The sequence below is a fragment of the Limnothrix sp. HT2024 genome (assembly GCF_059138625.1).
On record NZ_CM181121.1, the window covers coordinates 2699617 to 2712588 of the forward strand.

The 12972-nt window shown below is 54.1% G+C and carries 10 protein-coding genes; 6 read left to right on the top strand and 4 right to left on the bottom strand.

The genetic code is table 11. The features are described 5' to 3' along the window. Positions 1-10 precede the first annotated feature (10 nt). Positions 11-1348, top strand: a complete 1338-nt coding sequence (locus AC2IAX_RS10820; protein ID WP_494387511.1) for a glycosyltransferase family 4 protein — start codon at positions 11-13, stop codon at positions 1346-1348. Between the two features lie 114 nt (positions 1349-1462). On the opposite strand, the gene pheA is transcribed toward AC2IAX_RS10820, so the two are convergent. Further along, positions 1463-2320 (bottom strand): prephenate dehydratase, encoded by an 858-nt coding sequence (pheA, locus tag AC2IAX_RS10825; protein ID WP_494387512.1) that lies wholly within the window; start codon positions 2318-2320, stop codon positions 1463-1465. Between the two features lie 145 nt (positions 2321-2465). On the opposite strand from pheA, the gene AC2IAX_RS10830 reads away from it, so the two are divergent. From AC2IAX_RS10830 to cobM, 3 genes are all read left to right on the top strand, one after another. Further along, entirely contained in the window at positions 2466-2627 is a 162-nt protein-coding gene (locus tag AC2IAX_RS10830) for a hypothetical protein (protein ID WP_494387513.1), read from the top strand. A gap of 147 nt (positions 2628-2774) precedes the next feature. Further along, a complete protein-coding gene (locus tag AC2IAX_RS10835) occupies positions 2775-3368 on the top strand; it encodes a DUF1997 domain-containing protein (protein WP_494387514.1) in 594 nt (197 codons plus the stop codon). Then, positions 3365-4207, top strand: a complete 843-nt coding sequence (cobM, locus tag AC2IAX_RS10840; RefSeq protein ID WP_494387515.1) for a precorrin-4 C(11)-methyltransferase — start codon at positions 3365-3367, stop codon at positions 4205-4207. Before AC2IAX_RS10835 ends, cobM begins: the two co-directional genes overlap by 4 nt. A 314-nt stretch (positions 4208-4521) precedes the next feature. Here cobM and mfd read toward each other — a convergent pair whose 3' ends face one another. Next, complete coding sequence (gene mfd, locus AC2IAX_RS10845; protein ID WP_494387516.1) at positions 4522-8037, bottom strand: transcription-repair coupling factor; 3516 nt, start codon at positions 8035-8037, stop codon at positions 4522-4524. 216 nt (positions 8038-8253) lie between these two features. Here mfd and AC2IAX_RS10850 point away from each other — a divergent pair, with 216 nt between their 5' ends. Beyond that, entirely contained in the window at positions 8254-10767 is a 2514-nt protein-coding gene (locus AC2IAX_RS10850) for a GUN4 domain-containing protein (protein ID WP_494387517.1), read from the top strand. A gap of 364 nt (positions 10768-11131) precedes the next feature. Continuing rightward, a complete protein-coding gene (locus tag AC2IAX_RS10855) occupies positions 11132-11299 on the top strand; it encodes a hypothetical protein (protein ID WP_494387518.1) in 168 nt (55 codons plus the stop codon). A gap of 329 nt (positions 11300-11628) precedes the next feature. Here the strand turns inward: AC2IAX_RS10855 and AC2IAX_RS10860 are convergent, their stop codons facing one another. Continuing rightward, positions 11629-12360, bottom strand: a complete 732-nt coding sequence (locus tag AC2IAX_RS10860) for a hypothetical protein (protein ID WP_494387519.1) — start codon at positions 12358-12360, stop codon at positions 11629-11631. Beyond that, positions 12353-12874, bottom strand: coding sequence for a hypothetical protein (locus tag AC2IAX_RS10865; RefSeq protein WP_494387520.1), 522 nt, complete (start codon positions 12872-12874; stop codon positions 12353-12355). The genes AC2IAX_RS10860 and AC2IAX_RS10865 overlap by 8 nt, the downstream gene beginning before the upstream one ends. Positions 12875-12972: the final 98 nt, after the last annotated feature.

Consider the following 12972-nt stretch of genomic DNA (forward strand, 5'->3'; position numbering starts at 1 on the left):
ACCCAAGGCTATGAAGATTCTGATCTATTCCTACAACTACCATCCTGAGCCGATTGGGATTGCGCCGTTGATGACTGAGCTAGCGGAGGGGTTGGCTCGGCGTGGCCACGAAGTCCGCGTTTTAACGGGAATGCCAAACTATCCGGAGCGGCGGATTTACGAAGGTTATCGGGGCAAGTTGTATTGCACGGAAGTGATTAACAACGTGCGAATCGATCGCTGCTATGTCTGGATTCGACCCAAGCCCGGCCTGCTGACGCGGTTGGCCCTGGATGGCAGTTTTGCGATCACGAGTTTCCTGCGGGCCCTGAATGGTTGGCGGCCCGATGTGATGCTGATGACTTCGCCTCCGTTGGCGGCGACGGTTCCGGCGGCCCTGCTGCGGTGGATGTATCGCTGCCCTTTGATTTTGAATTTGCAAGATATTTTGCCGGAAGCGGCCGTGCACACGGGGCTGATTACTAGCAAGCGGGCGATTCAGGTTTTTGAGGCCCTGGAGCGGTTTGCCTATAAAACCTCAACGGCCATCAGCGCGATCGCGGAAGGTTTTGTGGACAACCTGGTGAGCAAGGGGGTGTCGCCCAACAAGATTGCCCTAATTCCTAACTGGGTGGATGTGGACTTTGTGCAGCCGATGCCCAAGAACAACGCATTTCGTGTGGCCCATGGGTTACAGGGCAAGTTTGTGGTGCTTTATTCGGGCAATATTGCTTTGACCCAAGGGCTAGAAACGGTGATTGATGCGGCGAAGGTGCTGGATGGCCGACCCGAGGCGGCCCAAATTCAGTTCGTGATTGTGGGCGAGGCAAGGGCGATCGAGCGATTGGGGCAATATTGCCGTGAAAATGCCGTGAGCGATCGGGTCAAGCTGTTGCCCTTTCAACCTCGGGAAGCGCTACCAGAAATGATGGCGGCGGCGGACGTGAGCTTGATTGTGCAGCGGCGCAATGTGGTGGGCTTTAACATGCCCTCGAAAACCCAGGTCATTTTGGCCAGTGGCCGGCCGATCATTGGGTCTGTGCCAAGCCACGGCACGGCGGCCCAAGCCATTCGGCGCAGTGAGGCGGGGATTGTGGTGGAGCCGGAGTCTCCCCAGGCTTTGGCGGAGGCGATTTTGGCCCTGGCCCAGGATCCCGATCGGGCAGAACGGCTGGGTCGTCAGGGTCGCCAACATGCGCTGGAAATGTATAGCTTTGACTCGTCGCTCGATCGCTACGAACAGTTGTTTAACCACTTGGTGAAGCAGTCTCGCCGTCATTCCGCTGCGGTGACGGTTCCGGCAGACCTGACGGGCACAGCGCAACCCCTGCAACTGCCCCACCCCTCAACCAGCAATCGATCGCACTAGATCCCTGGCGATCGCCGTGATTCGTCTTGGGCATACCGGCCTTGAACGCAATTGATCCTGCGCGATTCGGGGAAATCGAGCGCGGTCAACCCCGCGCCTTTCGGCAAGAAGCCCCTAGGTCAGCTTTAGGGCATCGTAACTACCGAACACTTTCAAGGTTTCTACCCGATCGCGCAGTTCTGCCAATGCCGCCTGGGTGCGGGCTTCCTGTTGCCCCGCTTCCAAATCTAAGAAAAACACATAATCCCCCAAGCCGCGCTTGGAGGGACGAGATTCAATGCGGCAAAGATTAATATCCCGTTCCGCCAGGGTGGCCAGGGGCTGCAACAGAGAGCCGGGCCGATTAATGGTTGAAAAGGCGATCGCCGTGTGGCTACCGGTGAGGTGCGCCGGTTCCCGGGCAATGACCCAAAACCGGGTGCAATTGTCCGGGCAGTCACTGATATCGCGAGCCAAAACGGGCAAATCGTACAGTTGGGCCGCTCGCTCCGAGGAAATGGCAGCGGTTTGGGGCTGTTCCTGCACGTTGGTCAAGGCTTCGGCGGTGGAATTGGTGGGCAGGGGCTTGGCGTTGGGCAAATGGGTTTCGATCCAGCGCTGACATTGAGCCAGGGCTTGGGGATGGGAATAGACCGTGGTGATGGCGTTCAGGTCTGGGGCTTGGGTCACCAGCACATGGGCGATCGGGAGCAACACCGCTTGTTGCACATGTAATCCCTCCAGTTGCCAAAGGGTGTCGAGGGTGGTGGTGACGCTGCCTTGGATGGAATTTTCCACGGGCACAACGACCAGGGGCACTTCACCGCTGGCGGCCGCTTCCAGGGTTTTGGCAATGCTGGGATAGGGGCGAAATTCCCCTAGGAAGGATTCCTGGCTCGATCGCCACTGGGCATAGCCGGTGGTGGCGGCCTCGGCATAGGTTCCTGCTGGGCCAAGGTAGCCAATTGTGATCGGGTGGGGGGAATCGGTCATCGCCATAGCCATCGCCAGAATATGGGGTGTGGAATTCGGTATGCGGAATTAGGGAATTGCAGGGTGCGGCCCCAGCAGCGGGCATCAAGAACCGTTGATTAACCCTTGCAGATAGTTCTCAGAATACGATTTCCAGATCCCGACTGTGCCGGTTAATGCGCCCCGTCCCGGGCCGAATTTGAGCGAACCGATCGCCCCGGGGCCAAAGCTTCCGGAACGACGGGCAGCGGGTTCGGGCGATCGAGAGGTTCGGTTGGTCGCCCCCCTGCTGATCGCCCAAACCGGTATGATGGAATGCATTGGGTAGCGTTAAGTCATGCTTAGTCCCCAAATTTTGGGTCTAATCGGGTCTAGTCCTTGTAAACCGCTGTTAAAGGTGCTGTCCTGTGGCGATCGCCCGGCGGTGACCACCGTTGCCCAAGGGTGAGTTGAACCTAACGCGGAGACTTTTTCGGTGGCTGCTGGCTTCTTTGCCTCACAGACGATCGATATGCCGGTGCCGCCAATGCGTCGCTCGATCGCTGAATATCTGCGTCAGCCGCACCGGGTCGCGTTGGCGGTGGCCCAGCCCGGGCGCGTGGTGGCCCTGGGGGGCGATCGCTATCGGCTTTCGGTGCAACCCCTCACCTTTGCCCATTTGCAGTTTCAACCCGTGGTGGATTTGCGGGTTTGGACTGACGAAGCAGGTGTAGTGCGGATGCGATCGGTCGGTTGCGAGCTGGTGGGTCTCAAGGAGCTGGGCAACGGCCTTTCCCTGGAGTTGGTGGGCCAAGTGCGAGCCATTAGCACCTCAGCGGGCGATCGCCTGAAGGGTGTAGTAGATCTAAAAGTGCGCGTGAAATTGCCCCCACCGGTTGATCGCTTGCCGGCCACCACGGTTCAGTCCACCGGCCAACTGCTGTTGACCCAAGTGCTGGCAAGCATGAAGCAGCGCCTGGTAGAACAGTTGAGTGCTGACTATCGCCGTTGGGCCACGGAGTCCACCTCCGTCTCGCTGCCCCAGCGCTCTGCCCCAGGCTTGAATGCCGCCCGCCGCAAAAAACCATGACCTCTGATTCCAGCCTCGCGATCGATCCCATCACCCCTTTGCCCGAGTCGGCCCTCGATCGCCCCGCCACCGTGCGAATTGTGGGCGCGGGGCCCGGTGACCCCGACCTGATTTCCGTGCGAGGTCAAAAACTCCTGGCGGCAGCGGATACGGTCTTTTGGGCTGGCTCCCTCGTGCCGGAAGCGATGTTGGGCCATTGCCGGCCCGAGGTGGAAGCGATCGACACCCGATCGCTTGTTCTAGAAGATTGGTTGCCCACCTTGATCGATCGGGCCCGCGCCGGAAAACAGGTGGTGCGGCTGCAAGACGGCGACCCCTCCCTCTATGGCGCACTCCATGAAGTGGTGGCCCAACTGTTGGAGCAAGAAATTCCCTTTGAAGTGGTGCCCGGAATCAGCGCCTTCCAAGCGGCCGCCGCCCGTTTGGCCGTGGAGCTGACCGTGCCCAACCTGGTGCAAAGCATCATCCTCACCCGGGCCCGGGGCGAAACCCAAGTGCCCGAGGCGGAAGACCTGGCCAGCCTGGCCGCCCACAAAGCCAGCCTTTGTCTATACCTGAGCGCCCACCATGCCCAGCGGGCCCAAGACCAGCTCGCGGCCCATTACCCACCGGAGATGACCATCGCGGTTTGCTACCGGATCGGGTGGGAGGATGAGCGAGTGGTGCTCTGCCGGTTGGATGAGTTGGCCAGCATCACCCACCAGGAAAACCTAACTCGCACTGTTCTTTATGTGATTAGTCCGGCCCTGGATGCCATGACCACGGCCACCACCGCCCGATCGCGCCTTTACAGCGGCGATCACCGCCACATTTTCCGCCCCAAGGCCAGCCAAGCCTAGATCTTAGGGGATCAACCACGATGCCATAACTGGAATGGGTATCGCCCAGCAGCAATCGATCTTCGGGTATTGCTGGAATTCAGCAATGATGAGCTAGGGTAACCAGGAATAAACTGAAAAGGCTTCAGTTATTGAAAAATAGCTCAAAAATTCTGGACAGCGTAGACCTTACCAGCTAGCGGATCAACCACAATTCCATAGCCAAAATGGGTGTAGTCCGGACGATCGCCAGCCACTGACCAGGGGCTATTCGCGACGGAAAGCGATTGGGCGATTGCCTGGGTTGACGCATCAGTTCAGAGGCTCCGTTTTTTCTAGGAAGCCTTCAGGGGAGCCTCGGGTAATGCACCCTGCATTCGGCTCAGCCAATCGATTAAATTGTCCAGTTGCTGTTCCGGTTTCACCACGCCCAAACCACGCACCATTACTTTTTTGGGCATGTAAACAAAGCGCGATCGCAGGTGGTCGGGCAGGTTTTCGGCTAACAGTTTCCAAGCCGGTTCTTCCATCGGTGTTTCCAGAATCACATGCTGCTTGTTCTCGATTCGGATTCGTGAGAAGCCCAGCTTTTTGGCCGTTTGCTTCAGTTCCATCACCCGCAAGAGCTGCAAACAAGCAGGCGGAATCGGGCCGTAGCGATCGCTCCAATCGGCGGCGATTTCCGTCAGCTCCCGTTTGGTGCTGGCGGCGGCAACCGATCGATAGGCACTCATCTTCTGTTCCAGGTCGGGAATGTAATCGTTGGGGATAAAGGCCGTCAGGTGCAAATCGATTTGGGTATCGTCCACTTGCGGGATTTCTTGGCCACGGATTTCATCGATCGCCTCTTGCAACATTTCCATGTAAAGATCAAAGCCGATCGCCTCCATTTGTCCCGATTGTTCCGCCCCCAACAAGTTACCCACACCGCGAATTTCCATATCGCGCATTGCTAACTGATAGCCCGATCCCAGTTGGGTAAATTCCTGAATCGCGCGCAGCCGTTTGCGGGCGGCTTCTGACAGTAATCCTTGGCGGTTATAGAACAACCAAGCATGGGCTTGCACCCCGGCTCGACCGACGCGGCCGCGCAATTGGTAGAGCTGAGAGAGTCCGAATTTTTCCGCATCTTCAATCAAAATTGTGTTGACGCGGGGAATATCCAAGCCCGATTCCACAATTGTCGTACAGACCAAAATATCCGCTTCGCCACTGCCAAAGGACAGCATCGTGGCTTCCAATTCGCCCTCGTCCATTTGCCCATGGGCGATCGCAATTCGCAGGCTGGGAACCAGTTCCACCAGTTGCGTTGCTACCTTTTCAATGCCTTCCACCCGAGGGACGACGTAGAAAATTTGCCCACCCCGATCGAGTTCTTGCCGAATGGCCGATCGCACTGCTTCCGGATCGTAGGGAGCCAAGTGGGTTTGAATCGGGCGGCGGTTGGGCGGCGGCGTGGTAATCAGGCTCATTTCCCGAATGCCCGACAGCGCCATATAAAGCGTCCGCGGAATCGGCGTGGCGCTGAGGGTCAACACATCCACTTGGGTTTTCAGGGCTTTGATTTTCTCCTTTTGATTCACCCCAAATCGCTGCTCTTCATCGACTACGAGTAAGCCCAAATCTTTAAATTGGGTGGATTTACTCAATAGGGCATGGGTTCCCACCACAATATCCAACTCTCCGGTAGCCAAGCGCCGTTGAATTTCCTTGCGTTCTTGGGGCGATCGAAACCGATTCATTAGCCCAATTTGAATCGGATAGGGGGCAAAACGTTCTTTTAAGGTGTGGTAATGCTGTTGGGTCAAAATCGTGGTGGGAGCCAGCAGGGCGCATTGTTTCCCGGCGGTAACAGCCTTGAAAATGGCGCGCACAGCCACTTCCGTTTTGCCAAACCCCACATCGCCACAAACCAAGCGATCCATCGGGCGATCGCTTTCCATATCCCGTTTTACGTCCTGGGTTGCCTTCAGTTGATCCGGCGTGGGTTGGTAGGGGAAGGAATCTTCTAGCTCCTGTTGCCAAGGCATATCGGGCGGCAGGGCCACGCCCCGTTGTTCCGATCGCGCCGCGTAGAGTTGCAGCAAGTCCACCGCCAATTTCTTGATCGTTTTGCGGACTTTCGCTTTTGTTTTTTCCCAGTTTTTCCCGGTCATCCGATGCAGTTCGGGCGGGCTATCTTGGGTGCGACGATAGCGCGATAGGCTACCCACTTGATCGGCAGCAACCCGCAGCAACCCATCGGCGTATTGCAACACCAAATATTCGCGGGTTTGGTTGTCAAAAACGATTTTTTCGAGCTTTAAAAACCGCCCAATCCCGTGGTTACGATGCACCACATAATCACCGGGCGAAAGCTTGTTCGGATCCACCTGTTTGGAGGTGGCGCGGCGACGTTTGCGCACATAGCCGGGCGTGGCGAGGGCGTGCTGACCAAAGAACTCCCGATCGGTCAGCACCGTGATCCGATAGGTGGGCAGCACAAAGCCTTCGAGTTCCGCCAAACCGGAATATTTGACCGCCACGGGGGTGTGGTTGCCCTGGAGCCGATCGATCGCTTGGAAATCGCGCGGGCTGGGCACAAACTGCGCCGGACAATCATGCTCTTGCAGCAGGGCCACGGAGCGACTGGGCTGGGCCGACAGCAGCCAAATGGCGAATTTGCGATCGACCTCGCCGCGAATGAAATCCGCCAACTTGCTGAACTGGTGCGGCGTGGGCGGCACGGGCCGGGAAGCCAAATTAATCGGCCGGGGCGGGTTAGCAATCAGGGGCGACACCACCTCCGTGGCCAGCTCACTCAGAAAGAAGCGATCGAACCGATCAATCGCCGCCAGCACCTCACTAAAGGTGCGATGAATCGGGCGCAGGGGTTCCCCATGGGGCAAGCTGTCCGGGTGTTGATTGACGATCGCCCAATGCTCGCCCACCTGCTCCACCCAGCGATCGGCATGGCCGCCGCAATGGTCGATCTCATCGATCGCCACAATCGTCCCCTCGGGCAAATAGTCCAGCAAGCAGGCCGGTTGCTCAAAGGCTCGCCCCAACAGCCGCCGCACCCCTTCCGCGTCCGATCGCAACTCCGCTTCCGCCTCCGGTTCGTCCACGGGTTCCGGCTCCCAACCCAAGGCCGCCCGGACGATCGGCCCAAAATCCGTCGGAGTCAGCACCACCCGCGCCACCGGATCGAGCGATCGTTGATTCGACGGGTCAAACTCCCGAATCCGCTCCAAAGCGTCGCCAAACCACTCCAACCGCACCGGTAATTCCGATGACACCGGAAACACATCGATGATGTCGCCGCGCTGGCTCCACTGGCCCTCCGTTTCCACCAGAGACACCCGCTCATAGCCCAGCCGCGCCAGTTTGCGCCCCAAATCGCCCAAATCTGACTCCGCGCCGGGTTCCAGATTGATGCAATAGGGATCAAACGCCGCCACGGGAGGCAGGTGTGGTTGCAACGCCCGCTCCGTGGTGACAATCACGATCGGCTTGGGGTCACTGTGAAGCGATCGCCCCCGCAAGTCCGCCAACACCTGCAACTGACCCCAGAGGGTTTCCTGCTCCGGGTCAAAGGGTTCGTAGGGCGAGGCTTCCGAGGTGGGATAAAAATGCAGCGCCCCAAAGCCCATCTCTTCCATTTGGGCGGCCCAGCGGCTGGCTTCCTCCAGCGTCGCCGTGACCACCAGCAGCGATCGCCCCCGGGCCTGGGCCAAGGCCGAAATCGTGAAGGCCTTGGGCAACTGGGCCGCGCCGCTAAAAATCAACTGGCGATCGCGATCGAGCCGTCCTAAGAACTCCTCCGTCAAGGGAGACCGCTGCAAAGCACGCACGATCGACGCAAAAGCCATAATCCAGACCCCTTAAAACCTGAGCAACGCGCCCAAAATCCCCACCACAGAAAAATTGTGGCGTTTTTGAAGCGCTAGCGTAAATGGTTAACCCTTCTGATTCTAGGAGGTTGTTGGGTACTTTTACCGACCGGGCGATCGGGCCCCGATCGCCTGTCTCTCATCAAAATCCTTGATTCGGCATAATTGGCTTAAATCTCGCCTTTCTGACTCGTGATGCCGAACGAATCTGCTGCGCCTCAGCCGGAACCCAAGCAGGACGAAAAAGCCCCAGAATCAAAGTCGGCCGAACAGACCACCAAGGACAAAGACAACACCGCCAAGGATTCTAAATCTACCGAGCTAGCCACCAAAGACAAAGACAAGGATGCTGAAGCCGCTGCCCAACATTGGGTAGTGCAAGTTATTGATACTCTCGCAAAACACGCCAAGAGTCTGGGTAGTGGTGGATTAGGTCTCTTCTTTCTGTTGAGACAAGACTGGGCATTGGCGGGACTCTCGTTCCTATTTTTGATCGTGACGACAGCATGGACGGCCTACACAAAAGGTGTTCTGAGTCGCGTCTCGGAACTAGCAGGGGCGAGGGGGCTGGCTCATGTGGACACCTTGGTGGGTTGGGCAAAAAGCGCCAATCAAAACCTGACCGAAACGATCAAATGGCGGCTATCAGGGTTTGAGGTCAAATATCTGGAATGCCAGGGTTGGGCTTGTCTGCGTGATGATCCGCTCGGGCTAGATCGAGTGGGTGATGGTGTAATCCGTCCATTGTTACAAGAGATTTTTGTGCCCTTGGAGCTGACCATTAATCCACAGCTTGGGGGCTATGCTGATCAGCAAAAAAGGCTCAAGCGGCAGTTAAGAAAGCAACAAAAGTTTTCTGACCAAAACCTAGGAATGCAAGAGGCTTGCATTCAATCAATTTGGGATTTGCTGAAACAAGTTAAGCACGATCCGAGCTATCGTCAAATGTTGATTCGGGCTAAGGGTGGCTATGGCAAAACTACGCTGCTAAAGCATTTGACCTTTGTTTACTGCCAAAGGAATCGTCAGGTTAATCATCAACGCTATCGCGCACCCAAGTTAATTCCTTTTCTGATTCTTTTGGCGACCAAAACCAATTGGCAGACGCTTTCTGATGAGAATGCACCGGATTTGCCAGATTTTCTGACCAGGATTCATTTGCCTAGCTTACCCAAGAGCAAAACCCTAAAAGTGCCGCCTAATTGGATTTTAGGACTTTTGGAACAAGGCAAGGCGTTGGTGATGTTCGATGGGTTTGATGAAGTGCCAAAAGATCATCGCCTGGCCGTTAGCCAATGGATTAACCGGCAAATGCGCGAGTTTCCAGAATCAGTGCTGATTGTCACTTCGCGTCCCACTGCTTGTTTGGAACATTACAACCAGCCTTTGCCGAGTGCTTTGTTGTGGGTGCGGCAGTTTTCAACACAACAACAAGCAAAATTTATTCGGCAGTGGTATAGCTTTCAGGAAGTCAAGGCAGTTGGTGGGCAAAAAACGCCCGACATTGAGCAGCGAATTGAGGAGCGATCGCAGTCTTTGATCGAGCAATTGCAAGCCAGACCTGAATTGGCAGATTTGGCCGGCAATCCGTTGTTGCTGAATATGATGTGTCGCTTCCATAAGGAGTATGGCGTAGATGAGCCATTACCCCAACGGCGAGTGGAACTTTATCAAGATATTTGCGAGGTGCAAACGGCGCGGCGACCCAAGGAGCGGAACATTCCACTGTGTTTGCGGCCGGCTGAACGCTTGGAAGTGTTGCAAATTTTGGCGCTGGCGATGATGCTGCAGGCCAAGTCGGATGAGGGGGAAAACCCCAATGAGGATGAGAGCCACAAGCAAATCAAAGAAGATGATTTGTTGGATGTGATTGTGCAGCCTATTGGGGAGCGCGACCCGGAGGCTTCAGCGCGGGACTTTTTGCGGCAAATGGTGGAGGTGAGTGAACTGTTGGTGGAAACTCAAGAAAAGGGAATTTATGAGTTTTCGCACCTGAGTTTTCAGGAGTTTTTGGCGGCGAGTGAAGTTGTGCGGCTGCGCCAAGAATCGATCTTGTATGACAAGTTTGCAAGTTCTGCTTGGGAAGCGACGATTTTGCTCTATGGGGAGTTGGTAAATCCTTCCAATTTGATTCGGGAAGCCAAGAAAGATTACCCAGACTTAGCCTACAAAATTTATCAAACCACCGCGAAACGGCTGGACTTGACCAGTGCGGAACGGGCAGAACTGGAAGGACTGAAAAAAACCGTGGCTAGCTCGCGCTACGAGAAGCTGGAAGCCCTGATGAAAGCAGGCGACTGGAAAGGGGCAGACGGCGAAACCTATCGGCTGATGATCACCACGGTGGGCAAGGAAGAGGGGCAATGGTTCACGCATGAGGAGCTGTTGAACTTTCCCTGTGAGGAGTTGTTGGCGATTGATCGGTTGTGGGTGAAGCACAGCCAGGGGCAATTTGGTTTTTCGGTGCAAAAGGAGATTTACGTGGCCTGTGGTGCCAAGCTAGATGGCAAGTATCCGGGTGATCAGATTTGGAAGGATTTTGCAACGCGAGTGGGGTGGCGAGAGAATGACGACTGGAAGATCCCCGATAAACTGCACATGAACTCTCCCTTCTTACTCAAAGGAAAAATTCCTTGTTTGTGGTTAGGGGATGGATTTTTTGGTGGTCTTTTTTGTCTCTTTTCTCGCATCGGGACTTGTGAACTTTAGCAGGCCACAGTCCTAGGGATTTTTTGCGATTTGTAAAGGCGTTAATTGTCCACGACAAGCCGTAGGGTGTGTGGGAGTGCGTCACCTTTGTAACAACAATCTCTCGGCAATCTCCCACGCACCGCAACCGCCGCGCGATCGACGACCATCCCCACGAGTTCGTTGGGCCGCGATATTGCAGCGGTGCGTAGGGCATAAAGGGAGCGTCGGGAATCAAGGGAGCGTTGCCCTACACACCCTACGGTTTGTCGATTTTTCGCCACCCGTAACGCATTTACGACCATCCCCGATCGGTTGGGTCGCCTCAATTCTCGGTGCATGGGAGCACAAATTAACCCTTTCGTGACCATTGGGGCGTACTCCCATGCACCCTACGGTTGATCGATTTCCCGCCACCCACGCCGAAGAAACGATCGCCCCTGATCGCCTGGAGCGATCGCCCCGAGCTGTGAGATCCACCACCATCCCCAGTTCGCCGCGCACTAGCCACACCACCCGCGCCCGATCGTCCGTGGGGTCTATGTGGTCGTAATAGGGCGTAGTCGGTTGGTGCGATCGCCCAACAATTACTGGGTGTTTTGGACGATGAGGCGATTAGTCGCACTACGGGCCTTGATTTGGAGGCGATCGCCCAACTCAGGACTGATGACCCGCTAAACTCCTAAAGCTAATACAGCCTTTACCTAAAACGATTGGTACGCCATATCGAAAATGCTATGAGGCAGTTAGTAGGTGGGCAGTGCCCGCCCTACGGGGTACGAGCTACTTAATCTCAGCAACAGCAGTTTTCAAATGGCTATTGTTCAAGATAGTAGCCTAGTCTAATAACGAGAGCACAAAACCAGCAAAGGGTTTTAAAAACTAAATTAGGAATTTTTGATATACGTTAAGAATTAAAATCTCCAAATGAGCTGAAACTTTCCTTTCTCCTATAAGAAGGGAACTGGGATGGGCACATGCATTCCTTAGTTGCAGGCATTGCTCTAGTTCTTGTTTCACATTTTTACCTATGATAGAAATGGCATTAATTATTTGTAGAAAATCATATTCTTTAATTGTTGCCAAATCATCTGATGACTTGATTTGTTTATGTTTTGGATTTCTCTTGTGTAATTCCGAGTTGAAATCAGCTAAGTGATTTAAGAGCACTGCTTCATAGAGAAGGGATATAGCTCCAACCCAAGATAGAGTAACAGCTGACCTTAATAAACCCGCTTCCAAAGCAAGAATACACTCCTCTATAAAAGCTTTTACATTATTTGAAGTAATAGCCGCAGCATGCTTTCTGAGATCAGTTTGATGCTCTTTAATTGGAGAAGGCAACAACAGTCCCTGTTCCGCAACGAATTGAATTCCCGCATCTGTGACTTCCCACCCATCGGGCAGGCGAACTGCCATACCTGATGCTGCTCCTAATATTTGTGAAACATTCCACTTTTTAATTTCTCTCAAGCCATGCGTTTCGGCTAAAGCTGTAATTTCAGATACAGCTTTAGGCTTAACTCCATCAGCTATAAGAATAGCTAGAATTTTAGTCTTTCGTTGAAGATCTTGTCTTGAAAGAAGGTATTTTAACTCTGCTGAATTAAGCAAGAAGAGCCTCCATATCCTTCTTGGTGTTTGCTGTCAAAGCATACTTGTCTTTTGACCGTTCAATAAGCTTATTGTCTTTCACAAGCCTAGATAAGATCCTGCTTAAATTTTTACTATAACTTTGTTGATAGTAATTTGAAGCTGTTTGCATTTCTGCAAGTATGTTCTTTCTTTCAAACATCTCTACACCCTTAACTAAGCAGAGATGAGCACAAGCTGCCACAGCTAAATCAGCACCTGTCTTCACATTCAATTTGGCAGCGATGGTATTTGTGGTCATCTGAATCCTCTGTTGAGCAGGATCAGGACTTGCAGGAAGTTCCTCTGCTTCCCCAACATCTATATCAGTTTCCAAGTTGTTTTCAGATGCTACAGAACATGTGAAAATCAACTCCAGTAAACTAGGTAAATCATCACGAATATATTTTTCAGTTCCCTCAAAATCAATTTCAATATTTCCAAATTTGACTCTGATTTTACTAACTGGCACGATAGACTGGTTTAGCTCTGACATAAGCTTTGAACGTTGAAAATCATGGACTGTATAGACTGATGCTTCTTGGCAAATAGATCAAAATCTTTGGCTAGATTTCAAGCTTTTGATCTAGTAGA

Bases quoted from the DNA above. Each gene is read 5' to 3' on its own strand.
- AC2IAX_RS10820 (WP_494387511.1), top strand. From the start codon at position 11: ATGAAGATTCTGATCTATTCCTACAACTACCATCCTGAGCCGATTGGG.
- pheA (WP_494387512.1), bottom strand. From the start codon at position 2,320: ATGACCGATTCCCCCCACCCGATCACAATTGGCTACCTTGGCCCAGCA.
- cobM (WP_494387515.1), top strand. From the start codon at position 3,365: ATGACCTCTGATTCCAGCCTCGCGATCGATCCCATCACCCCTTTGCCC.
- mfd (WP_494387516.1), bottom strand. From the start codon at position 8,037: ATGGCTTTTGCGTCGATCGTGCGTGCTTTGCAGCGGTCTCCCTTGACG.
- AC2IAX_RS10850 (WP_494387517.1), top strand. From the start codon at position 8,254: ATGCCGAACGAATCTGCTGCGCCTCAGCCGGAACCCAAGCAGGACGAA.
- AC2IAX_RS10855 (WP_494387518.1), top strand. From the start codon at position 11,132: ATGCACCCTACGGTTGATCGATTTCCCGCCACCCACGCCGAAGAAACG.
- AC2IAX_RS10865 (WP_494387520.1), bottom strand. From the start codon at position 12,874: ATGTCAGAGCTAAACCAGTCTATCGTGCCAGTTAGTAAAATCAGAGTC.